This window comes from Ruegeria sp. HKCCD7559, from assembly GCF_013110575.1.
Lineage (GTDB): Bacteria > Pseudomonadota > Alphaproteobacteria > Rhodobacterales > Rhodobacteraceae > Ruegeria.
Genome location: NZ_WVQU01000001.1, coordinates 746,489 through 766,998, shown reverse-complemented (window position 1 = coordinate 766,998; position 20,510 = coordinate 746,489). Strand labels below are relative to the sequence as shown.

Sequence of the window (20,510 nt, the reverse complement as noted above, 5' to 3'; positions counted from 1 at the left end):
CCCTCTTGCCTTGGCCTCTTGCGGCTTCTATCCGATTACAGAAACCGCTGCCACGGTTCAACACATAGAAAGGCTCACGAATGGGCAACGTTACATCATTTCGGGTGGCTGACCTGCCCCAGAACGCCCCGACACCCTTTGAACTGCGCCCCGCAAGCGCCGAATTGGATGAGATCAGGCAAGATCTGGGGCTGCTGGGGCTGCGCAAACTCAGCTTTTCCGGCGAGCTTCGCGCACAGGGCAAGCGCGACTGGGTTCTCAACGGCAAACTCGGTGCAACCGTGATCCAACCCTGTGTCGTGACGCTTGAGCCGGTCACGACCCGGATCGACATTCCCGTGCATCGCACCTTTCTGGCCGATTGGACCGACCCCGATGAACCCGAGTTCGAAATTCCGCAGGATGACGAATCCGAGCCCTTGGGCCCGGAAATCGACCCCGCATTGGTGATGGTCGAGGCGCTGTCGCTGGCCCTGCCACAATACCCGCGCAAGGAGGGTGCGGAACTGGGTCAGGCAGACTATACCGAACCCGGAAAACAGGCGATGACCGACGAAGACGCCAAACCTTTCGCCGGATTGGCAGGATTGCGCGATACGCTCAAAAAAGACGAGTGACAGAACGCAGATTTCCTGTCATAGCAGGCGGTCAGAAAAATCGCTTGAACATACCGAGAATCGCAGTATTTTCGCGCGCTCATCGGATTTAGGGTTGGACATTGCGGGGCCCGTCGCCTAAACGCGCGTCAAACCACGATAAACGAACTACGAAACCCGGGTCGGCAGCGAATCTGCGACCCCCAGTCAGACAAAGGTTGAGACCATGGCCGTCCAACAGAACAAAGTTTCCAAGTCGCGTCGCAACAACCGCCGCGCACACGACGCTCTGGTTGCTGCAAACCCGAACGAATGCCCGAACTGCGGCGAGCTGAAGCGCCCGCACCACGTTTGCGCATCCTGCGGCCACTATGATGATCGCGAAGTCGTCGCTCAGGCCGATGAAATCGATCTGGACGAAGACGCAGCCTAAGCCTGATCGAGCGCAGACCAAGGCATGACTGAACAGCCCACGCACGCCGGACGGATAACCATCTCGGTCGACGCTATGGGTGGGGACGCAGGTCCCTCTGTCGTTGTTGCCGGTCTTGCGAAATCGGCCGACAAGAACCCGAACATCAGGTTCTTGCTGCACGGGCCCGAACAGGTATTGCGCAAGCTTGTCGCCAAACGGCGTGTCCTTGAGGGGCGCGTCGTTTTTCGTGATTGCTCGGGCGTGGTCACGATGGAGGACAAACCCAGTCAGGTCGTGCGCAACGGCAAAGAGACCTCGATGTGGTCCACGCTGGAAGCGGTACGCCAGGGCGAAGCCCATGGCGCGGTGTCCTGCGGCAATACCGGTGCGCTGATGGCCCTGTCGATGATGCGCCTGCGCAAACTACCGGGCGTGAACCGACCGGCCATCGCGATACTGTGGCCCTCGCGCAACCCTCAGGGGTTCAACGTGATGCTGGATGTCGGCGCAGATGTGCGCGCCGACGCCAAGGACTTGCTGCAATACGCCCTGATGGGCGCCTCTTACGCGCGCAACGGTTTGGCCCTGAACCGCCCTCGGATCGGGCTGCTGAATGTCGGCACTGAAGAACACAAGGGGCGCGCCGAACTGAAAGAAGCGCACTTGATGATCGCGGGCTTCGCGGAACAGGCGAATTTCGATTTCGTGGGTTTCGTCGAAGGCAGCGACATCCCCGGTGACAAGGCGGATGTCATTGTAACCGATGGCTTTACCGGCAACGTCGCGATCAAGACCGGCGAAGGTACGGCAAGCCTGATCGGCGACCTGCTGCGGCAAGCGTTCAAATACTCCCCGCTATCCCGATTGGCCTCGATTCTGGCTATCACGTCGCTGAACCGTTTGAAGAAACGGATCGACCCGCGACGCGTGAATGGTGGTGTGTTTCTGGGGCTGAACGGCACCGTGGTGAAATCCCACGGCGGCGCTGACGCGACAGGCGTGTCAGCTGCAATCAAACTGGCCTTCACTTTGGCGCAGTCCGGCTTTTCCGAAAAATTGGCTGCGCGGGTTGCATCCACTGCCCAGCTTGCACAAGATGCCGCGCAATCAGCGCCGCAAACAGATAAATAACAAAAAAGGCAGTACCGGAAAATGGCAGGCCGTTCAGTTGTAGTAGGTGTCGGGCATTATTTGCCTGAGCGCGTTGTCCCCAATTCCGAGTTTGAAAAAACCCTGGACACAACCGACGAATGGATAAAGACCCGCTCGGGGATCGAACGCCGCCATTTTGCAGCCGAGGACGAGACGACATCCGATCTGGCCACCAATGCCGCCCAAGCTGCGCTGGCCGACGCAGGCCTGACGGCGGATGATATTGACGCAATCGTACTGGCGACTTCAACGGCGGATCTGACCTTTCCTTCGGCCGCCACCATGGTTCAGGCACGGCTGGGCATGACCAAGGGTTTTGCCTTTGACGTGCAGGCTGTTTGCGCCGGATTCGTTTTTGCACTGTCCAACGCAAATGCGTTGATTGTTTCAGGTCAGGCCAAACGCGTGCTGGTGATCGGGGCCGAGACTTTCTCACGGATCATGGATTGGACCGATCGGTCCACCTGTGTTCTTTTCGGCGATGGCGCCGGTGCAGTGGTGCTGGAGGCCCAAGAGGGCAAAGGCACCGCCGAGGACCGCGGTATTCTGGCAACCGACCTGAATTCGGACGGGCGCTACAAGGATCTTCTCTATGTCGATGGCGGCGTTTCGACACAATCCACCGGACATCTGCGTATGCAGGGCAATCAGGTTTTCCGCCATGCCGTTGAAAAGCTTACAAAAACAGCGGAAACAGCGTTGGAACGAGCGGGGCTGGGCAATTCCGACGTGGATTGGATCGTGCCGCATCAGGCCAATATCCGCATCATTCAGGGCACCGCCAAAAAAATGAACCTGCCGATGGAAAATGTGGTTGTGACCGTTCAGGATCACGGAAACACCTCGGCCGCATCCATCCCATTGGCCCTGTCCGTGGGCAAGCAGCGCGGACAGATCAAGCCGGGTGATCTGATCGTGACCGAAGCCATTGGCGGCGGTCTGGCCTGGGGCGCAGTGGTTCTGCGCTGGTAACCGGCGCAAACCGGCTTACACAGCCGCCCGCAATTCATTGATATTGACAGCGAATTTGCCATACCCATATGCTTCAATAGCAACAGGGGAATTAGCATGGGCGACAAAACACTGACTCGAATGGACCTGAGCGAAGCCGTCTTTCGTGAGGTAGGTCTGTCACGGAACGAAAGTGCGCAGCTGGTTGAAAGCGTTCTGAACCACATGTCCGACGCCTTGGTGCGTGGTGAACAGGTGAAGATCTCGTCTTTCGGCACATTCAGTGTTCGCGACAAGACTGCCCGTGTCGGTCGCAACCCCAAAACCGGCGAAGAAGTCCCGATTCAGCCGCGCCGTGTGCTGACTTTCCGCCCGTCGCATCTGATGAAAGATCGCGTCGCAGCCGGGAACCGCAAGTAAGTTCAGGACGTCCAGGTTATGAGTAAGTCCCCCGATGCCTTTCGCACCATAAGCGAAGTTGCGGACTGGCTCGGTGTTCAGGCTCATGTTTTGCGTTTCTGGGAAAGCCGGTTCACGCAGGTAAAGCCCGTCAAACGCGCAGGTGGGCGCAGATATTATCGCCCAAATGATATGCGTCTTTTGGGCGGGATCAAAAAACTGCTCCACGAAGACGGAATCACGATCAAAGGTGTCCAGCGTATCCTGCGCGAACAAGGCGTCGCACATGTCGCGGCGCTGTCCCCTTCCCTGGACGATCCCGGCCCAGCCCCGATTGCGCCTGCCCAGGACACCGTGGTGCCGTTCGAACCAAAGCCCGCCGCAGCCACGGAACAGATTCGCATGGATCTGCGCGACCCGATCCAGCCAACCGGTAAGGACGATGCGCAGAAAAACGCACGCGCCTCTGACGCGTCACAGCCGGAGCCAGAGCCCGAACTGGATGCCGCGCCCTTGATGGGTGGAATCGCGTCGCTTGCGTGGAAACAGACAGATTTTGATGACGACCTGCTGCGGCGCATCGCACCGATTGCAAAAGATCTGCGCCGCTGGCTGGACCGGGTTGAAACACAGGCGACGGGTTAGGACAAAAGGCATTGATTTCCTCTTGCCCCTGCCGGGAAAATCTTTATGAACACCCCAACGTCGGGCTATGGCGCAGCCTGGTAGCGCGTCCGTCTGGGGGACGGAAGGTCGCAGGTTCGAGTCCTGCTAGCCCGACCAAATTACACCGACGTTTATGGCATACAGGCCAGATCCCGCTCTGGCACCAGGGGGGATCGAGATGACAGGTGTTTGCCCAAACCAACAGCTAGAGGCGATGATCGCGCGCGGTGAGATCACCGCCGACCCAGAGGTTCTGCCTGCCCAGATTCAACCTGCCAGCCTTGATTTACGACTGGGAACAGTGGCTTACCGTGTACGCGCCTCGTTTCTTGCGGGCGAAGGCCGGACTGTCACGGATCGCTTGACCGAGTTTGAGATGCACCGCATCGATATCTCGGATGGCGCGGTTCTGGAAAAGGGCTGCGTCTATCTGGTGCCCCTGATGGAATCGCTTGCCCTGCCCGACAGCATGAGCGCCGTGGCCAACGCCAAAAGCTCGACCGGGCGGCTGGACCTTCTGACGCGGACGATCACTGATGGCGGCACCGAGTTCGACCGCGTGCCCGCAGGTTACACAGGCCCACTTTATGCCGAAATCTGCCCGCGCTCGTTCTCGGTTCTGGTTCGTCCCGGGATGCGTCTGAATCAGATTCGTTTCCGCCAGGGTCAGGCCGTATTGTCCGATGCGGAACTGAGGTCCTTGCATGCCGAATCTCCGCTTGTGGACGGACCTGCCGTCATTCAGGACGGTCTGGGCTTTTCGGTCGACCTGCAACTGCCCGAGACCGATCTGGTGGGCTATCGCGCCAAACCTCATACCGGGGTGATCGATCTGGATCGAATCGGTGAATACGATCCGCAAGACTATTGGGAAGAGGTGCGCACCAAAGATGGTTGCATCATCCTGGACCCCGGCGCGTTCTATATCCTTGTCAGCCGCGAGGCGGTGCACATACCACCGATGTTCGCGGCTGAAATGGCGCCTTATCTGGCGATGGTTGGTGAGTTCAGAGTGCACTATGCAGGGTTCTTCGATCCCGGTTTTGGCCATGCCGCTGCCGGGGGGGCCGGTTCCCGTGGCGTGCTTGAGGTGCGCTGCCACGAAGCGCCATTCGTGCTGGAACACGGACAGGTCGTCGGGCGTCTGGTCTATGAGAAAATGGCTGAAATGCCGACGCAGCTTTATGGTGCGGGCATTGCCTCGAACTATCAGGGTCAGGGCCTGAAACTGTCAAAGCACTTCAAAGCCGCAAGCTGACCCCTAGAACTTCATGAACCGGCGCATTTGACGGGTCACGCGCTGTGCGTGCCTGAGGTTCTGCGCATGTCGCGGTGCACTGGTTTTTCCGGGCCCATTCGATGTGCCGGATCCGCCGCCCTTTCGGCTGGCCAGATCGATACCCTTGTTCACACCTTTGTTGACCAGACGGCGCATGACCTGGCGCACAATCATGTCGATGATCCGGTTTGCATTCATCGCTCAACTCCGCGTCCGCACGCTCAAAGATAGACGCTTTATGCGGCAACAAAAGGGCTGTTCGATCAATCTTCTTCGAACAACTCGCTCTGGTCTTCATCAACTTCGTCCTCGCGCCCTTCGCCCAAAGGGATCGCACCCGGAGGGGGCCGATTCTCCAACAATCCCGCGGCGCGCAGTTCTTTCAGGCCTGGCAGGTCGCGCGCGTTCTCCAGGCCAAAATGATCCAGAAACTCAGGCGTCACCACAAACGTCACCGGACGGCCCGGCGTCATGCGGCGGCGGCCCAGCTTGATCCATTCCATCTCAAGCAACTGATCGATGGTCCCGCGCGAGACCGACACGCCCCGGATTTCCTCGATCTCGGCCCGTGTGCAGGGTTGGTGATAGGCCACGATGGCCAGAGTTTCGATCGCAGCGCGGCTGAGTTTGCGCGTCTCGACCGTTTCCTTCTGCATCAGAAAGCCCAGATCAGGGGCCGTGCGGATGGCCCAGGCGTCCCCTACACGCACAACGCGCACGCCACGCCCCTCATACCGTTTCTGAAGCAATTCAACCGCTTGCGCCGCGTCGCTGCCATGGGGCATCCGCGCCTCAAGATCCGCAATCGTCACCGGCTCGGCGCTGGCGAACAGAACGGCTTCGACCATACGCTCCTGCTCTGCCAGCGGAGGCGCCTCGAACAGCGTACCGGTCTCTTCAGGGGCATCAGTCACGTGTTTCGGTCCTCTTGCGCAATTGGATCGGAGCGAATGTCTCGCTCTGCTTGATTTCCATATGTCCTTCTTTCACCAGTTCCAACGAGGCCGCAAAGGTCGCCGCCGTTGCCGACCTGCGCCGTACCGGGTCGGAATCCCAGCCGTCGGGCAGGTAAGTTTCCATGTCGGTCCATGTCCCGGCAAACCCGATCAGCGGGCGCATCCGTTCCAGTGCCTGTTCCATGGTGAATACCGAATCGCGGTCCATCACAAACGGGCGGAATTCATCACGGGTGCGGATGCGGGCATAGCCCTGCATCAGATCCAGCAGCGTGGCGGAATAGGTGACGGTGCGGATCCGGGTGATATCTTCGCCCTGCCCGCGTTTGAAGAAATCCCGTCCCAGCTGATCGCGCGCCATCAACCGCGCAGCCGCATCGCGCATCGCCTGCAAACGTTCCAACTGAAACGCCAGATGTGCGGCCAGTTCCTCACCCGATGGTCCTTCGTCATCCGGATCTGGCGGCAACAGCAGGCGGGATTTCAAAAAGGCCAGCCAGGCCGCCATCACCAGATAGTCGGCGGCCAGTTCGATCCGCAGCGCCCGCGCCTTTTCGACAAAGGCAAGGTATTGCTGCGCCAGCGCCAGAACCGAGATTTTCCGAAGGTCGACCTTCTGCGTGCGCGACAGGGTCAGAAGAACGTCCAGCGGGCCTTCGAACCCATCGACATCAACAATCAGCGCTTCGGCCGCAAGACGATCTGCGACCGAGACAGGGTCTTCGCTGAAAAGATTATCGTTCATATACCTGCCCGCCCATTAGGGCAGATAGTTCCGCCTCGACGGCAGGGATGTCAAGTTCCTGCGGAGCTTTGCGCATCGCCAGCGCCCGTTCTGCGCGGGCCTGTGCCACATCGGACATTTCCCCGGCAGCTTCCAGCACCTCGGCGCGCTCGGCAAAGCTTCCGTTGCAGTGTAGAACGACGTCACAGCCCGCGCTTATGGCTTGCCGCGACACCTCAGCGGGCGTTCCGCTGAGCGCCTTCATCCCGATGTCATCGGTCATGATCAGCCCGCCGAAGCCAATCCTGTCGCGGATCACATCCATCATGGTTGCCGAGATTGTGGCAGGTTGCGGGTCAATCCGGTCATAGACCAAATGCGCAGTCATCCCCATCGGCAGGTCGTTCAAGGCCCGGAACGGCACGAAATCGCTGCGCTCAAGCTCATCCAGGGGCAGATCCACATGCGGCAAGTCATGGTGGCTGTCCAACGTGGCGCGTCCATGGCCCGGAATGTGTTTGAGCACCGGCAACACACCGCCATCCAGATGACCCTGCGCCACGGCTTTGCCAATTCTGGAAACGCGTTCAGGATCAGCGTCATAACAGCGGTTCTTCAGAAACTTGTGCGTCTCGGGACGCGCGACATCCACCATGGGCGCACAGTTGCTGTCGATGCCCAGACCAAACAATTCATCGGCAATCAGGCGGTACCTCAGATACATGGCGCGCTCGGCCTGCTCGGCGGCATTGGCCACGTGATCCAACGGAGGCAGCCATTCGCGGGCCAGCGGCGCCCGCAGGCGCTGCACGCGGCCACCTTCCTGATCGATGGTGATCGGGCAATTGCGCCCGACAGCCTCGCGGAAATCATCACACAAGGCGCGCACCTGATCCGCGTGGTCGATGTTGCGGGCAAAAAGAATGAACCCGAACGGGTTCATTTGCCGAAACAAGTCTTTTTCCTTTTGCGTCAGGCGCAGGCCCTCTGCATCGGTGATCGCGGCACCGTACTTCACCTGACGGCCACCGGGATACAATCAGCCCCTTGCGCAACAAGCGCGGCACAAAACTGGCGCGAGTCGCTCAGGTCTTCAAAGCCCAGCACGCGCAGGCGGTAAAAGGTGCGCCCACCGCTTGAGGTCTTCTGGATAACGCGCTGTTTTCCGGCCATATATTCGCTGAACTTCCCGTTCAGGCGATCCCATTCCGTTTGGGCAACCTGAACGCTGTCATAGGCCCCAAGCTGCGCCAGACGCGTGCCTTTCGCCAGCGTATCAGGATCAACATCCAACCCAACCGCAGCCTTCACCGCAGCATTGATAGCGTCTTCGGAATTCTCACTTGGCGACACCCGGCTGCGTGAGGCGCGTGCCGGGCGGGTCAAGGGGCGCAAGGACCGGCGCACGCCCGGCAGCGAGGCAATGGCCGGGTCCGGCAAGGCTGCTGCGAAATCGGCCGGGTCAATTGCGGGTTCTTCCTCCGGGGTGGTCAGCGATGCCACCTGCACGCCATCCTCAGCGCTTCGCTGCGTTTTGGCTGCTTCACCAGCCAATTCCGCAACCAGCGCATCCACTGCGTTCTGGCGCAATCGGGCGGCTTCCTGGGTTGAAATCGGCTTTTCCACGACATGCAGCGCTGGTGTCGGCTTCAGATCAGCGACAGGTACGTCTTCATCCGTCAACGAGACCGGCCGCGGCGCAAGGATCAGACGATCCGCCGGGGCGGCAGCACTGCCCTTGGCGGCCACGGCATTGACGGCCAAGCCCTGATGATCGGCCGGTGTTCCGCCCGGGTTTTCGGGCTGCACCCGCATCGGCCCTTCGGCCGCACGCACGACCGGCACGCCGCTGACATCCCGCATGACAAGCTTGTATCCCCAGATACCGACGCCGGCGACCAGTGCCAACGATGCGACAGCCCCCAGGAAATTGACCGCCCGCCCCAGTCCGAACGCGCCGCGCGGCGCGTCGTAATCCTGCATCTCGTCGGGATAGTCATACGCATCCTCGAAATGCGCTTGATTCGGGTAATCATTCTGCCCGGGGCTTTGGTGCCCCGAGAAATCGTAACTCGCCATGTCCGCCTCACTGCCCGCTTCGCGCCCGAAAATAAGGCGCGCGGGTCATTTCTTGCCTACCTCGTACCGGCGGTTCGGGCGATATTTGTTACCGCATCTCCTGCGCCGGGGTGACGCCAAGAATACCCAAGCCCGCTGAAATCACAACAGAAACGGCCCTGGCCAGCGCAATTTTCGACTGGCTTGTGGCAACATCGCCATCCTGAATGAAACGCAACTGGGTTTCATCATTGCCCTTGTTCCACAGAGCGTGAAAATCCCCTGCAAGTTCATACAGATAGAAGGCGACGCGGTGCGGTTCGTTGGTCCGCGCAGCGATCTCGACCAGGCGTGGCCATTCCGCCAGCTTCTTGGCAACCGTCAGTTCGGCGGGGTGGTCCAGCGACGCCAGATCGGCCCCTCGCAAGGTGTCGTCGGTGGCGTCGATCCCCGCCTCGGCGGCACGGCGCAGCACGCTCATCACCCGGGCATGGGCGTATTGAACGTAGAACACGGGGTTCTCGCGGCTCTGTTCCAATACCTTGTCGAAATCGAAATCCAGCGGCGCGTCGTTCTTGCGGGTCAGCATCACAAAACGGGTCACGTCGGGACCAACCTGATCGACCACATCCCGCAGGGTGACAAAGTTCCCGGCCCGTTTCGACATCTTGAACGGTTCGCCATTTTTCCACAGTTTCACCAACTGCGTCAGCTTGATATCCAGCGGCACATTGCCATCGGACAAGGCCGACACGGCCGCCTTCATCCGCTTGACATAGCCGCCATGATCCGCCCCGAACACGTCGATCAACGCGTCAAAGCCACGGCTCACCTTGTCATAGTGATAGGCGATATCGGGGGCGAAATAGGTCCAGCTGCCATCCGACTTCTTGACCGGGCGGTCGACGTCATCACCATGTTCGGTGGATTTGAACAAGGTCTGTTCGCGCGGCTCCCAATCTTCGGGCTTTTTGCCCTTGGGCGGCTCCAGCACGCCTTCATAGATCAGGCCCTTTTCGGTCAGCGATTGCAGCGCGGCCTCGATCCGGCCCGTGCCATAGAGCGATTTCTCCGAGAAGAACACATCCATCTCGACGCCCAGCGCCTTCAGGTCGGCGCGGATCAGGTCCATCATCGCGTCGGTCGAAAACTCGCGCAGCTCTTCCAGCCATTCGCTTTCCGGCTTGTCGATCAGGCTGTCGCCATATTTCTCTTTCAGCGCCTCGCCGATCGGGATCAGATAGTCGCCGGGATACAGCCCTTCGGCAATCTCGGGGCTGAGGCCATTGGCCTCGCGATAACGTTCGTAAGCCGACCGCGCCAGCACATCCACCTGCGCGCCGCCGTCGTTGATATAGTATTCACGGGTCACGTCATGGCCCGAATAGGCCAGCAGGCTTGCCAACGCATCCCCGAACACCGCGCCGCGTGTGTGCCCGACATGCAGCGGACCGGTCGGGTTGGCCGAGACATATTCGACATTGACCTTCTGACCCTGCCCCATGGTCGAGCGCCCGAAATCGGTGCCTTTTTCCAGAACCGCCGCCAACACACCTTGCCAAACGGACGGCGCAAGACGCAGGTTCAGGAAACCGGGCCCTGCCACTTCTGCGCTTGTGATCCGGTCATCCGCCGCCAGTTTCCCGGCCAGAACATCCGCAATGTCGCGCGGCTTCATCCTGGCTAGTTTCGCCAGCACCATCGCGGCGTTGGTTGCCATGTCCCCATGGGCCGCATCGCGCGGCGGCTCGACCGCCACGTTGTCAAAGCTCAGCCCCTCGGGCAATGCGCCTTCGGACTGCATCTGCGCCAGCGCGTCCAGTACAAGGCCGCGGATCTCGGAAAACAGGTTCATTTCGGATGTCCTTTTGCTTGTCGCGGGGTTTACCACGCAAACCGGCAAGGTCAATGGACGCCTAATGTTTAAGCTTGGTTTGGCGAAACATCTCGCTAATCTCGGGCCTGTACGCCGCTACCGGAGACCGTTGATGCACCGCGCCTTGTCCTTTGCCTTGCTTTTGTCCACCGCCTTGCCTGCGCTGGCCGACCTGCCACAGCCCAAAGGCCATGTGCTGCTGACGCTGGGCGGCACGGTCAGTGAAACAAACCTGCCTGCGCGAGGTGAGAATGACGGCGGTCTGCTGGGCTATCTGGAGGTCACGCATGACGGCGCGGCAGGGTTTGACGCAGCCATGCTGGACGGGCTGGAGCAGTTCGAGATCACAATCCCCTATGGTCCTCCGGGCAATGAGCGGGATTACAGGTTTTCGGGCCCGCTTTTGGCAGACGTCATGACACTGGCGGGGGCCGAGGGGAAAACCGCTTTTCCCATGGCGCTGGATGGGTATCAGGCTGAAATCGAGTGGGACAGTATCGCAACGCACAAACCGATCGTTGCAACGCATGCTGATGGCGCACCGATGGGGATCGGAGGCTATGGCCCGACAATGATCGTGTTCCCACCGACAAAGAACGCCGATCAGTCTGCGAGACAAGCGGCTCAGCAAGTCTGGGCCATCGCTTACATAGCCGTGGAGTGATCAGCCCGTCAGCCGCGCATGGTCCTGCAAGGCAAATCGGTCGGTCATGCCCGCAATGTAATCGGAAACAATGCGGGCCAAGGCTGTGTCGTCCCTGGCAGCTTCAATGTCATCGTGCCAGCGCACAGGCATTTGCCTGGGATCGTTCATGTAGATCGGAAACAGATCTTCCACGATCTTTGCCACCTCTGCCCGCACTGACATCACCCTGGGTGCGCGATACATACGTGTGAACAGAAACGCCCGGATTTCACGCAGTTGCGCCCAAACCTCATCCGAGAACTGGATGACAGGATACCCAAGATGTCGGATTTCTTCGACGGACTGCGCGCCAGAAACGGCAATGAGATCGTTCGAAGTGTTGATGACATCCCCCACCATGACACCAAAAACCCGCCTTAGCGCTTCGTGACGCCGGCGATAGGAATCCAGCCCTGGGTATCTGGCATCCACCTCGGCGTAACACACCCCGACAATTGGCAGGTCCTGCAAATCGTCATCCGTGAACAAGCCTGCGCGCAATCCGTCCAGAAGATCGTGATTGTTGTACGCTATGTCATCAGAAAGGGCCGCAACTTGCGCTTCCGCGCTGGCATGGGTGTGCAGTTCAAGATCGAATTCCTGATTGCACTCGGCCAATGCCCAGGGCAGATCGCCCTCAACCGGGCCATTGTGCTTGGCTATTCCTTCCAGACATTCCCAGGTCAGGTTGCACCCATCGAATTCTGCATAGTGGCGCTCCAGCTTTGTGACGATCCGAATGGCCTGCGCGTTGTGATCAAAACCACCATAGGGTTTCATCAACGCGTGCAACGCGTCTTCGCCGGTATGTCCAAAGGGCGTGTGCCCCAGATCATGCGCCAGGGCCACAGCTTCGGTCAGCTCTGGGTTCAGGCCCAGAGCACCGGCAATGGTCCGGGCCACCTGCGCCACCTCGATGGAATGGGTCAGGCGGGTGCGGTAGCTATCGCCCTCATGCTCAACGAAAACTTGCGTCTTGTGTTTGAGGCGCCGAAAGGCACTGGCGTGAATGATCCTGTCCCGGTCGCGCTGAAAGCATGATCGGAAACTGCTTTCCTCCTCGGCTACGAGCCGTCCCCTGGTGCGGTCCGGATCCGAGGCAAAACTAGCTCTGTCCAAATGGCCCGTCCTTGTCGCCTGTCCTTGCACTTTCTATATTGTATGGCGTAACGGAAGGAAACCTTTGGAGACCGGCATGAATCTGCCCCCAACAGTCACGGATCGCGCCTTTGAACGCCTCGCAGAAATCGGCGCGGCGGATCAGGGTCAGGCACTGCGCGTCGCAGTGGAAGGCGGCGGTTGCTCGGGGTTTCAATACGAAATCGCTTTGGATACGCCAAAAGAAGATGATCTGGTCCTTGAAGGCAAAGGGCAAAAAGTCATTGTCGACGCCATTTCGCTGCCCTTCCTGGAAAACGCGGTTATCGACTTCACCCAGGAACTGATCGGTGCGCGATTTGTAATCGACAACCCCAACGCCACCTCTTCCTGCGGTTGTGGCACATCTTTTTCGATGTAACCGTGGGGGCTTTGCCCCCACACCCCCAGGATATTTTCAGCCAGATGAAGCAGGAGTCCGCCCTCTGACCGAAAGACCAGAGGGCTTCACCTGGCGCTGTCATCGGCGTCCCCGCCTGTACCGCCACTTCAGCTTGAAGAAATTCGGTTAATAATCCGTTTCTTCATCTGGCCAAAAATATCCAGGAGCGCGAGGCAGAGCCTCGCAAATACGATCTCCGCCTTGCCGTTGGGCCCGTTCTGCGCGATAGGTTGCACCAAGTCTTCGGAGGATCGCGCATGAAAATCGCCACGTTCAACATCAACGGCATCAAAGCGCGGGTCGAAGCCCTGCCCCGTTGGCTGGACGAAGCGCAGCCGGACGTTGTGCTGTTGCAAGAGATCAAGTCGGTCGATGAAAACTTCCCGCGCGAGATATTCGAAGAGCGTGGGTTCAACGTGGAAACCCATGGACAAAAAAGCTTCAACGGCGTTGCAATCTTGTCGAAGCTTCCCCTCGAGGATGTATCCCGCGGCCTTCCCGGCGATGACGCGGATGAGCAGGCCCGTTGGATAGAAGCCACCGTCGTTGGTAAAAAGGCTCTTCGGATCTGTGGATTGTACCTGCCCAATGGCAATCCGGCGCCCGGCCCGAAATACGATTACAAACTGGCATGGATGGAGCGGCTTTATCACCGTGCCCGTGATTTGCTGGCAACCGAAGAACCTGCGTTGATGGCGGGGGATTACAACATCATCCCGCAGGTGGAGGACGCCAAACGCCCCGAAGCATGGCGCGAAGACGCATTGTTCCGCCCCGAAAGCCGCACCGCGTTTCGCAAGATCCTGAATCTGGGCTTCACCGAAGCGTTCCGGGCCACCACCCAAAGCGCGGGGCACTATTCATTCTGGGACTACCAGGCCGGGGCCTGGAACCGGAACGACGGAATTCGGATCGATCACTTTCTGCTGACCCCGCAAGCGGCAGATCTAATGCGGGATTGCCAGATTGATGCCGCCGTGCGCGGGCATGAAAAACCCTCGGATCACGTGCCTGTCTGGGTCGATCTGGATATTTAGCGGTTCAGGCCGTGACGTCGTAGGTGTATATCCATTCGTAGCGGCGTGACAATTTCCGTCCGATGGCCATAAGCGCACATTGGGCCGCCAAACGGGCGGGGCCTGACAGGTGGAAATTACGTGCGTTCGACCCGGCAGCGGCAACCACGCTTTCTGCCCTTGGTCGGCGCGTTTTCTCGTAGGCGGCAAGCGCGCTTGTGACACCCGAGTGTTCGTCGAAAGATCGTGCGAGCACCCAGGCGTCTTCCAACGCCAAGCAGGCGCCTTGCGCCATGAACGGCAAGGTCGGATGCGCCGCGTCCCCCAGCAATGCCAAACGACCGTTCTGCCATTTTTCTGCGACCGGGCGCAGGAACAGGGCCCACAGATTCACATCCGAGACCTTTGACAGAATCTCACCTACCGGACCGCCGAACCCTGAAAAACGTGCACGCAATTCATCCGGATCGCCGTTCAGCTTCCATCCCTCTTCCCTCCAGTCCGAGCGTTCCTCGACCGCAACGATGTTCATCATGCTTTGATCGCGCAAAGGATAGGTTACGACATGCCGACCCGGCCCCATGGTCAGGGATGCCGTCACCACGCCTGAATCCGGTCGCCAGGGAATGGTGGCGCGCCAGGCGACCTGGTGCGTGAACTCGGGTGTCTCGGGCCCGTTCAGAGCCGGGCGAATCGCGCTTCGGCCACCGTCGGCCGCGATGACGCATTCGGCGCGCAGCCGTTCGCCGCTCGCCAACAGAATTTCGGCTTCGTTGGGGTGTTTGTGCACGTTGGAAACCTTGGCCCCCAGACGGACATCCACGCCGGCCTTGCGGGCCGCAGAATGCAGCAGATTCAACAGATCGGCGCGGTGAAAGTAATAGGTCGGGCCAGCCGAAGGACCGGGCAGCCGGCTGACAACGCGGCCTTTGCGGTAATCGCGCAAGATCGTACCGTGCGACTTCTGGCCCGCAGACAGATCCGCCACCCCAAGCGCGCGCAACACGCACAACCCGTTTTCACTGATCTGCAGACCGGCGCCAACCTCGGTCAATGCCGGGGCTTGCTCTAGCAGGGTGACCTGCGCCCCGTGTTGCCGCAGCGCCAACGCAGCCGCCAGACCGCCGATGCCGCCACCAATTACACAGAAATTCAACCGATTGATCTTCATGCCCCCCGCATAACGCAAAAACGCCAGAACCACAGGCCCCGGCGTTCGAAATTTTCCAGTTTCACCCGGCGATCAATCGTCGCGATGGACCTTTTCGCGGCGCTCGTGGCGCTCTTGCGCCTCCAGCGTCATGGTCGCAATCGGACGTGCATCCAGGCGTTTCAGCGAAATCGGATCGCCGGTCTTTTCGCAGTAGCCGTATTCACCCTCTTCGATCCGGCGCAGGGCTGCGTCGATCTTGGCAACCAGCTTGCGCTGGCGGTCGCGTGTCCGCAGCTCCAGAGCGCGATCGGTCTCCTCGCTCGCGCGGTCTGCGACATCCGGAATGTTTCGGGTGTTGTCCTGCAGCCCTTCGATCGTATCGCGGCTGCCCGCCAAAAGCTCATTCTTCCAATCCAACAGCTTGCGGCGGAAATATTCAAGCTGACGTTCATTCATGAAAGGTTCATCTTCGGCCGGGCGGTAATCCTCCGGCAGAAAAACTTCCTGTTTCATATTTGCTCCCTCGGTATGGCCAGAAACGTCGGTCGCGGATGTTTCACCTGACATTTGGCACCCCCTTCTGCGCAGCGTTTAGCCGACGGGCGTGGGATTGTCACTACACAAACGTTGCTTCAGCCCGCCCTCGTGTTGTTTTGTCTAAATATGAGACAAACAACAACAAAACCCTGTTTTTCTATGAAATTTAGCAGGCCTTTTTGAGGCAGGTGTCAATTGGCAGGGTACATTCGCGCGCACGAATCAACCAAAAGGGCTTGGAGTTCCTGCAAAAATCGCCTCAACCGACGCAGGGACGCGGGTTGTCAAAATCATTGACCGTCTGTAACCCGGACAACACAACCTGCCCACGGATCACGAAAAACCACACGAGAGGCCCATGACCGCACGCTTTCAAGGTACAGCCGAATATGTCGCCACTGACGATCTGACGATTGCCGTGAACGCCGCCGTCACACTTGAACGCCCATTGCTGGTCAAGGGCGAACCCGGCACCGGCAAGACAGAACTTGCCAAACAGGTGGCCGGCGCGCTGGGGCTGAGGATGATTGAATGGAACGTGAAATCCACCACCCGCGCGCAGCAGGGCCTGTATGAATATGACGCGGTCAGCCGCCTGCGGGACAGCCAGTTGGGTGAGGAACGCGTGCATGACGTGTCGAACTATATCCGCAAGGGCAAGCTGTGGCAGGCCTTCGAGGCCGACGAAAAGGTCGTTCTGCTGATCGATGAGATCGACAAGGCGGATATCGAGTTTCCAAACGACCTTTTGCAGGAACTCGACAAGATGGAGTTCCATGTCTACGAGACAGGGGAAACCATCCGGGCCAAAAACCGCCCGATCGTCATCATCACCTCGAACAATGAAAAGGAATTGCCGGACGCGTTTCTGCGCCGCTGCTTCTTCCACTACATCCGCTTCCCGGACGAGGCCACGATGCGCCGCATCGTCGAGGTTCATCACCCCGGCATCAAGGATGCGCTGCTGACCACCGCCCTGACCCAGTTTTATGAAATCCGCGAGACGCAGGGGCTCAAGAAAAAGCCGTCAACATCGGAAGTGCTGGATTGGCTGAAGCTGCTGCTGGCCGAGGACCTGAGCGCCGAAGACCTCAAACGCGGCGGCACAGATGCGCTTCCGAAACTGCATGGCGCGTTGCTGAAGAATGAACAGGATGTGCATCTGTTCGAACGTCTGGCCTTTATGGCACGCGGCAAACGATAGCCGGACGGTGACCAGACGGTGATCATGGCTTGCCTTGCGGCGGCCCGGATGCCAGCATCGGCCCATCTGGCGAAACAGAGCTTCGCCGCCCACAGAATTGGATGACTCGCGTGGCGAACGCACTGACAATCCGCACCCTGCGTGCCGAGGACAAAAGCCAATGGGCCGACATGTGGCGGGACTATCTGGCATTTTATGAAACCGCCCTGCCCGATGATGTATACGAAACAACCTTTTCCAGGCTGCTGGGCGACGACCCGCAGGATTTTTCCTGTTTCGTTGCCGAGCAGAATGGCGCCCTGGTCGGACTGACACACTATCTTTTTCATCGCCACGCCTGGAAGGTGGAATTGGTCTGCTACCTGCAAGACCTGTTCGCGCGACCCAAGGCACGAGGGGCAGGCGTTGGCCGGGCCTTGATCCAGGCGGTCTATGACGAGGCCGATCGTCAGGGCGCGCCGTCGGTCTATTGGCTGACCCAGGATTTTAACCACACTGCGCGGAAACTGTATGATCGCATCGGCACACTGACACCGTTCATCAAGTACGCCCGCTCATGAAGCGATTGAGTGCCCTTTTTCTGGCACTGGTTGTTGCCGGCTGCGCGACGGTTGAAACGATCGAGCTGCCCGATCAGGTCGCGCCCATCGAAGCAAGCCTGCCGCCTGCCAAGTCTTTTTCAACAGCACGTCCTTCGCCGCCTGCTCGATCGAACAAGAACATCGCCTCGGATTTCTTGTCCCTGCATTTTGAACTGGAAAGCGGCGCCGCCCTGCCCGTTTTCACGCGATTTGAGACCCCGGTCACAGTCCGCCTGGCCGGATCGCCGACCGCAAGCATGCAGCAAGATCTGACCCGGTTGCTCAACCGCCTGAGGCGTGAAGCCGGAATCAACATCCGACAGATCGACGAAGGCCAGGCGAATATCACCATCGAAGCCGTCAGCCAGAAAGACATTCTGCGCATTCTGCCCAACGCGGCCTGTTTCGTCGTCCCCAACTCCTCCAGCCTTGAAGAATATCGCCGTGACCGCCGAAAGATCAAAAGCAGCTGGACAGAACTGCACAAACGCGAACGGCTTGGGATTTTCATCCCATACGACGTCAGTCCGCAGGAAATACGTGATTGCCTGCATGAAGAACTGGCGCAAGCGCTTGGTCCGCTGAACGATCTGTATCACCTGCCGGATTCGGTGTTCAACGACGACAATATCCATACGGTTCTGACCGGGTTCGACATGTTGATCCTGCGGGCTGCCTATGCGCCGGAACTGCGCACCGGCATGACCCGCGATCAGGTTGCCGCGGTCATCCCGGGGGTTCTGAGCCGGATGAACCCGCGCGGGGACAGGGTGCCCGTTCAACCCTTTACGGATACACCGCGCGAATGGATTGACGCGATCCAGAAATCACTGGGACCGGGCGCGGGGTCGCCCAGACAGCTGCGCGCTGCCCGAAAGGCGGCACGGATCGGTCAGCAGCAGGGATGGACGGATCACCGCCGCGCCTATCCCCATTACCTGATGGGCCGGATGGAACAATTCCGGGACCCCATCGAAGCCCAACGCCAGTTTCAGATTGCGCAGCAATTTCTGAAGGCCACGCCCGGCACAGAGGTGCATCAGGCCTATGTCACCACGCAAACCGCGGCATTCGCGCTGGCACAGGAAAAGGGACCCAGTGTTCTGCCCGAGCTGAACAGGGCCATCGATGTCATGACACGGGCAGAAAATGCGTCTTTGCTGGCCACGTTGCTGTTGCTGAAATCAGAAGCGCTGAAACAGGCGGGGCAGATACAGCAGGCACGTGCCGTCAGGCTGGACAGCCTGGGATGGGCGCGGTACGGGTTTGGCTCGGATCTGGTGGCCCAGTCATTGTCGCGGGGCAATGGCCGAAGAAACACGGATGGCACGAAAGACGGATGACGCACATATGTTGGTAGTTCTGGGAATGGCGGCACTGGGTGCAACCTTGGGCGCCCTGACCGCGAAAAAGCGCAGCGGTAATCGGGCCGACATGGCGCAGTATGCCGCCGGATACGGCATTGCCTTTGCGCTGGTGGGTCTGGTGATCTCGTTGATTCTGGTGCGTTTGGTGGCCTGACACGATGTTCCTGCCCTTTTTCGAAAACCTTCGCAAAGCTGGCATCCCGGTATCGCTGCGGGAGTATCTGACTTTTCTGGAAGGCATGAAAAAGGGTCTGGCCACCTATGATATCGAGGCGTTCTACTATCTCGCGCGCGTGTCGATGGTGAAGGACGAACGCAACATCGACAAGTTCGACCGCGCCTTTGCCGCCAGTTTCGAAGGACTGAACGAGATCAGCTTCGATCAGGTTCTGGAAGCCGTTGACATCCCGGGCGACTGGCTGGCCAAAATGGCCGAAAAGCACCTGTCTGATGAAGAAAAAGCCGAGATCGAGGCGCTTGGCGGTTTCGACAAGCTGATGGAAACGCTGCGCGAGCGTCTCAAGGAACAACAAGGCCGCCATCAGGGCGGCAACAAGTGGATCGGCACGGCCGGGACCTCTCCTTTCGGGGCCTATGGCTACAATCCCGAAGGCGTGCGCATCGGCCAAAAGGAAAGCCGCCACCAGCGCGCGGTCAAGGTTTGGGACAAGCGCGAATTCAGAAACCTGGACGACACGGTTGAACTGGGCACCCGCAACATCAAGGTTGCCCTGAAACGCCTGCGCCGCTGGGCGCGCGAAGGTGCTGCGGAAGAACTGGATCTGGACGGCACCATTCGCGCTACGGCCGAGCACGGCTATTTGGACGTCAAAACCCGACCCGAACGTCACAACGCGGTCAAGGTTCTGCTGTTTCTGGACGTTGGCGGATCAATGGACCCGCATATCAAAGTGGTGGAAGAGCTGTTTTCAGCCGCACGGTCCGAGTTCAAGCATCTGGAATATTTTTATTTCCACAATTGCCTTTACGAGGGCGTCTGGCGTGACAATCGCCGCCGCTGGGACCAGCAGACGCCCACGCATGAAGTGTTGCGCACCTATGGGCCCGACTACAAATGCATCTTCGTCGGCGACGCCTCGATGAGCCCGTATGAAATCGCCTATCCCGGCGGCGCCAACGAGCATTGGAACGCAGAGGCCGGGCAGGTCTGGCTGCAACGCGCGCGGGATCAATGGGCGTCGAACCTGTGGATCAATCCCGTGCCCGAGAAGTATTGGGAATACACCCACTCCATCAGCATGATTCAGGAGATCTTCGAAGGCCACATGGTGCCGATGACCCTGGCCGGGCTGGAACAGGGCATGAAAGCGCTGACCCGTTGAGGTCAGCGCCAG

At 59.4% G+C, this 20,510-nt stretch carries 24 protein-coding genes and 1 tRNA gene; 16 read left to right on the top strand and 9 right to left on the bottom strand.

The features are described from left to right. Nucleotides 1-80: 80 nt before the first annotated feature. From GS605_RS03845 to GS605_RS03810, 8 genes are all read left to right on the top strand, one after another. Nucleotides 81-617 carry a DUF177 domain-containing protein gene (locus GS605_RS03845; RefSeq protein WP_171631895.1) on the top strand — a complete coding sequence of 179 codons (537 nt, stop codon included), beginning with the start codon at nt 81-83 and terminating at the stop codon, nt 615-617. Between the two features lie 205 nt (nt 618-822). Beyond that, nucleotides 823-1,029: a 50S ribosomal protein L32 gene (gene rpmF, locus GS605_RS03840; protein WP_008756996.1), complete on the top strand. Its 207-nt coding sequence runs from the start codon at nt 823-825 to the stop codon at nt 1,027-1,029. Nucleotides 1,030-1,053: 24 nt separating this feature from the next. Then, nucleotides 1,054-2,142, top strand: a complete 1,089-nt coding sequence (gene plsX / locus GS605_RS03835) for a phosphate acyltransferase PlsX (protein WP_171723112.1) — start codon at nt 1,054-1,056, stop codon at nt 2,140-2,142. A gap of 21 nt (nt 2,143-2,163) precedes the next feature. Beyond that, nucleotides 2,164-3,135 (top strand): beta-ketoacyl-ACP synthase III, encoded by a 972-nt coding sequence (locus tag GS605_RS03830; RefSeq protein WP_171723111.1) that lies wholly within the window; start codon nt 2,164-2,166, stop codon nt 3,133-3,135. A gap of 96 nt (nt 3,136-3,231) precedes the next feature. Further along, nucleotides 3,232-3,534 (top strand): integration host factor subunit alpha, encoded by a 303-nt coding sequence (gene ihfA, locus GS605_RS03825; RefSeq protein WP_152458234.1) that lies wholly within the window; start codon nt 3,232-3,234, stop codon nt 3,532-3,534. Between the two features lie 18 nt (nt 3,535-3,552). Further along, on the top strand, nt 3,553-4,158 hold the full coding sequence (locus GS605_RS03820) for a MerR family transcriptional regulator (protein WP_171723110.1): 606 nt from the start codon (nt 3,553-3,555) through the stop codon (nt 4,156-4,158). A gap of 61 nt (nt 4,159-4,219) precedes the next feature. Continuing rightward, nucleotides 4,220-4,296 (top strand) — tRNA-Pro (locus tag GS605_RS03815). 61 nt (nt 4,297-4,357) lie between these two features. Beyond that, entirely contained in the window at nt 4,358-5,437 is a 1,080-nt protein-coding gene (locus tag GS605_RS03810) for a 2'-deoxycytidine 5'-triphosphate deaminase (protein WP_171723109.1), read from the top strand. A gap of 3 nt (nt 5,438-5,440) precedes the next feature. On the opposite strand, the gene GS605_RS03805 is transcribed toward GS605_RS03810, so the two are convergent. From GS605_RS03805 to argS, 6 genes are all read right to left on the bottom strand, one after another. After that, nucleotides 5,441-5,656 carry a hypothetical protein gene (locus GS605_RS03805; RefSeq protein ID WP_171723108.1) on the bottom strand — a complete coding sequence of 72 codons (216 nt, stop codon included), beginning with the start codon at nt 5,654-5,656 and terminating at the stop codon, nt 5,441-5,443. Between the two features lie 65 nt (nt 5,657-5,721). Further along, on the bottom strand, nt 5,722-6,372 hold the full coding sequence (gene scpB / locus GS605_RS03800) for an SMC-Scp complex subunit ScpB (RefSeq protein WP_171631878.1): 651 nt from the start codon (nt 6,370-6,372) through the stop codon (nt 5,722-5,724). Next, nucleotides 6,365-7,159 (bottom strand): ScpA family protein, encoded by a 795-nt coding sequence (locus GS605_RS03795; protein ID WP_171204907.1) that lies wholly within the window; start codon nt 7,157-7,159, stop codon nt 6,365-6,367. Before GS605_RS03795 ends, scpB begins: the two co-directional genes overlap by 8 nt. Beyond that, on the bottom strand, nt 7,149-8,156 hold the full coding sequence (nagZ, locus tag GS605_RS03790; RefSeq protein ID WP_171723107.1) for a beta-N-acetylhexosaminidase: 1,008 nt from the start codon (nt 8,154-8,156) through the stop codon (nt 7,149-7,151). Before nagZ ends, GS605_RS03795 begins: the two co-directional genes overlap by 11 nt. After that, a complete protein-coding gene (locus GS605_RS03785) occupies nt 8,153-9,217 on the bottom strand; it encodes an SPOR domain-containing protein (protein WP_171723106.1) in 1,065 nt (354 codons plus the stop codon). The genes nagZ and GS605_RS03785 overlap by 4 nt, the downstream gene beginning before the upstream one ends. Before the next feature lie 88 nt (nt 9,218-9,305). After that, nucleotides 9,306-11,051 carry an arginine--tRNA ligase gene (gene argS, locus GS605_RS03780; RefSeq protein ID WP_171723105.1) on the bottom strand — a complete coding sequence of 582 codons (1,746 nt, stop codon included), beginning with the start codon at nt 11,049-11,051 and terminating at the stop codon, nt 9,306-9,308. Between the two features lie 133 nt (nt 11,052-11,184). Here argS and GS605_RS03775 point away from each other — a divergent pair, with 133 nt between their 5' ends. Further along, nucleotides 11,185-11,736, top strand: coding sequence for a hypothetical protein (locus GS605_RS03775; protein WP_171631866.1), 552 nt, complete (start codon nt 11,185-11,187; stop codon nt 11,734-11,736). Here GS605_RS03775 and GS605_RS03770 read toward each other — a convergent pair whose 3' ends face one another. After that, nucleotides 11,737-12,876: a deoxyguanosinetriphosphate triphosphohydrolase gene (locus GS605_RS03770; protein ID WP_171723104.1), complete on the bottom strand. Its 1,140-nt coding sequence runs from the start codon at nt 12,874-12,876 to the stop codon at nt 11,737-11,739. It abuts the gene before it with no gap. A gap of 76 nt (nt 12,877-12,952) precedes the next feature. On the opposite strand from GS605_RS03770, the gene GS605_RS03765 reads away from it, so the two are divergent. Both GS605_RS03765 and xth read left to right on the top strand, forming a co-directional pair. Further along, nucleotides 12,953-13,276, top strand: a complete 324-nt coding sequence (locus GS605_RS03765; protein ID WP_152458245.1) for an iron-sulfur cluster assembly accessory protein — start codon at nt 12,953-12,955, stop codon at nt 13,274-13,276. A 278-nt stretch (nt 13,277-13,554) separates the two neighbouring features. Next, nucleotides 13,555-14,334 carry an exodeoxyribonuclease III gene (gene xth, locus GS605_RS03760; protein WP_171631859.1) on the top strand — a complete coding sequence of 260 codons (780 nt, stop codon included), beginning with the start codon at nt 13,555-13,557 and terminating at the stop codon, nt 14,332-14,334. 4 nt (nt 14,335-14,338) lie between these two features. Here xth and GS605_RS03755 read toward each other — a convergent pair whose 3' ends face one another. Both GS605_RS03755 and dksA read right to left on the bottom strand, forming a co-directional pair. Beyond that, nucleotides 14,339-15,484, bottom strand: a complete 1,146-nt coding sequence (locus tag GS605_RS03755; protein WP_171723103.1) for an FAD-dependent monooxygenase — start codon at nt 15,482-15,484, stop codon at nt 14,339-14,341. A gap of 72 nt (nt 15,485-15,556) precedes the next feature. After that, nucleotides 15,557-15,979 carry an RNA polymerase-binding protein DksA gene (gene dksA, locus GS605_RS03750; protein WP_171167736.1) on the bottom strand — a complete coding sequence of 141 codons (423 nt, stop codon included), beginning with the start codon at nt 15,977-15,979 and terminating at the stop codon, nt 15,557-15,559. Nucleotides 15,980-16,361: 382 nt separating this feature from the next. On the opposite strand from dksA, the gene GS605_RS03745 reads away from it, so the two are divergent. The 5 genes from GS605_RS03745 to GS605_RS03725 all read left to right on the top strand — a co-directional run bounded on the left by GS605_RS03745 (nt 16,362) and on the right by GS605_RS03725 (nt 20,498). Further along, nucleotides 16,362-17,207: a MoxR family ATPase gene (locus tag GS605_RS03745; protein ID WP_171723102.1), complete on the top strand. Its 846-nt coding sequence runs from the start codon at nt 16,362-16,364 to the stop codon at nt 17,205-17,207. A gap of 101 nt (nt 17,208-17,308) precedes the next feature. Next, a complete protein-coding gene (locus GS605_RS03740) occupies nt 17,309-17,767 on the top strand; it encodes a GNAT family N-acetyltransferase (protein ID WP_171723101.1) in 459 nt (152 codons plus the stop codon). Next, a complete protein-coding gene (locus GS605_RS03735) occupies nt 17,764-19,131 on the top strand; it encodes a DUF2927 domain-containing protein (protein ID WP_171723100.1) in 1,368 nt (455 codons plus the stop codon). The genes GS605_RS03740 and GS605_RS03735 overlap by 4 nt, the downstream gene beginning before the upstream one ends. Then, nucleotides 19,112-19,309, top strand: coding sequence for a hypothetical protein (locus GS605_RS03730; protein ID WP_171630689.1), 198 nt, complete (start codon nt 19,112-19,114; stop codon nt 19,307-19,309). The genes GS605_RS03735 and GS605_RS03730 overlap by 20 nt, the downstream gene beginning before the upstream one ends. A gap of 4 nt (nt 19,310-19,313) precedes the next feature. After that, complete coding sequence (locus GS605_RS03725; protein ID WP_171723099.1) at nt 19,314-20,498, top strand: VWA domain-containing protein; 1,185 nt, start codon at nt 19,314-19,316, stop codon at nt 20,496-20,498. The last annotated feature ends 12 nt before the right edge of the window (nt 20,499-20,510 follow it).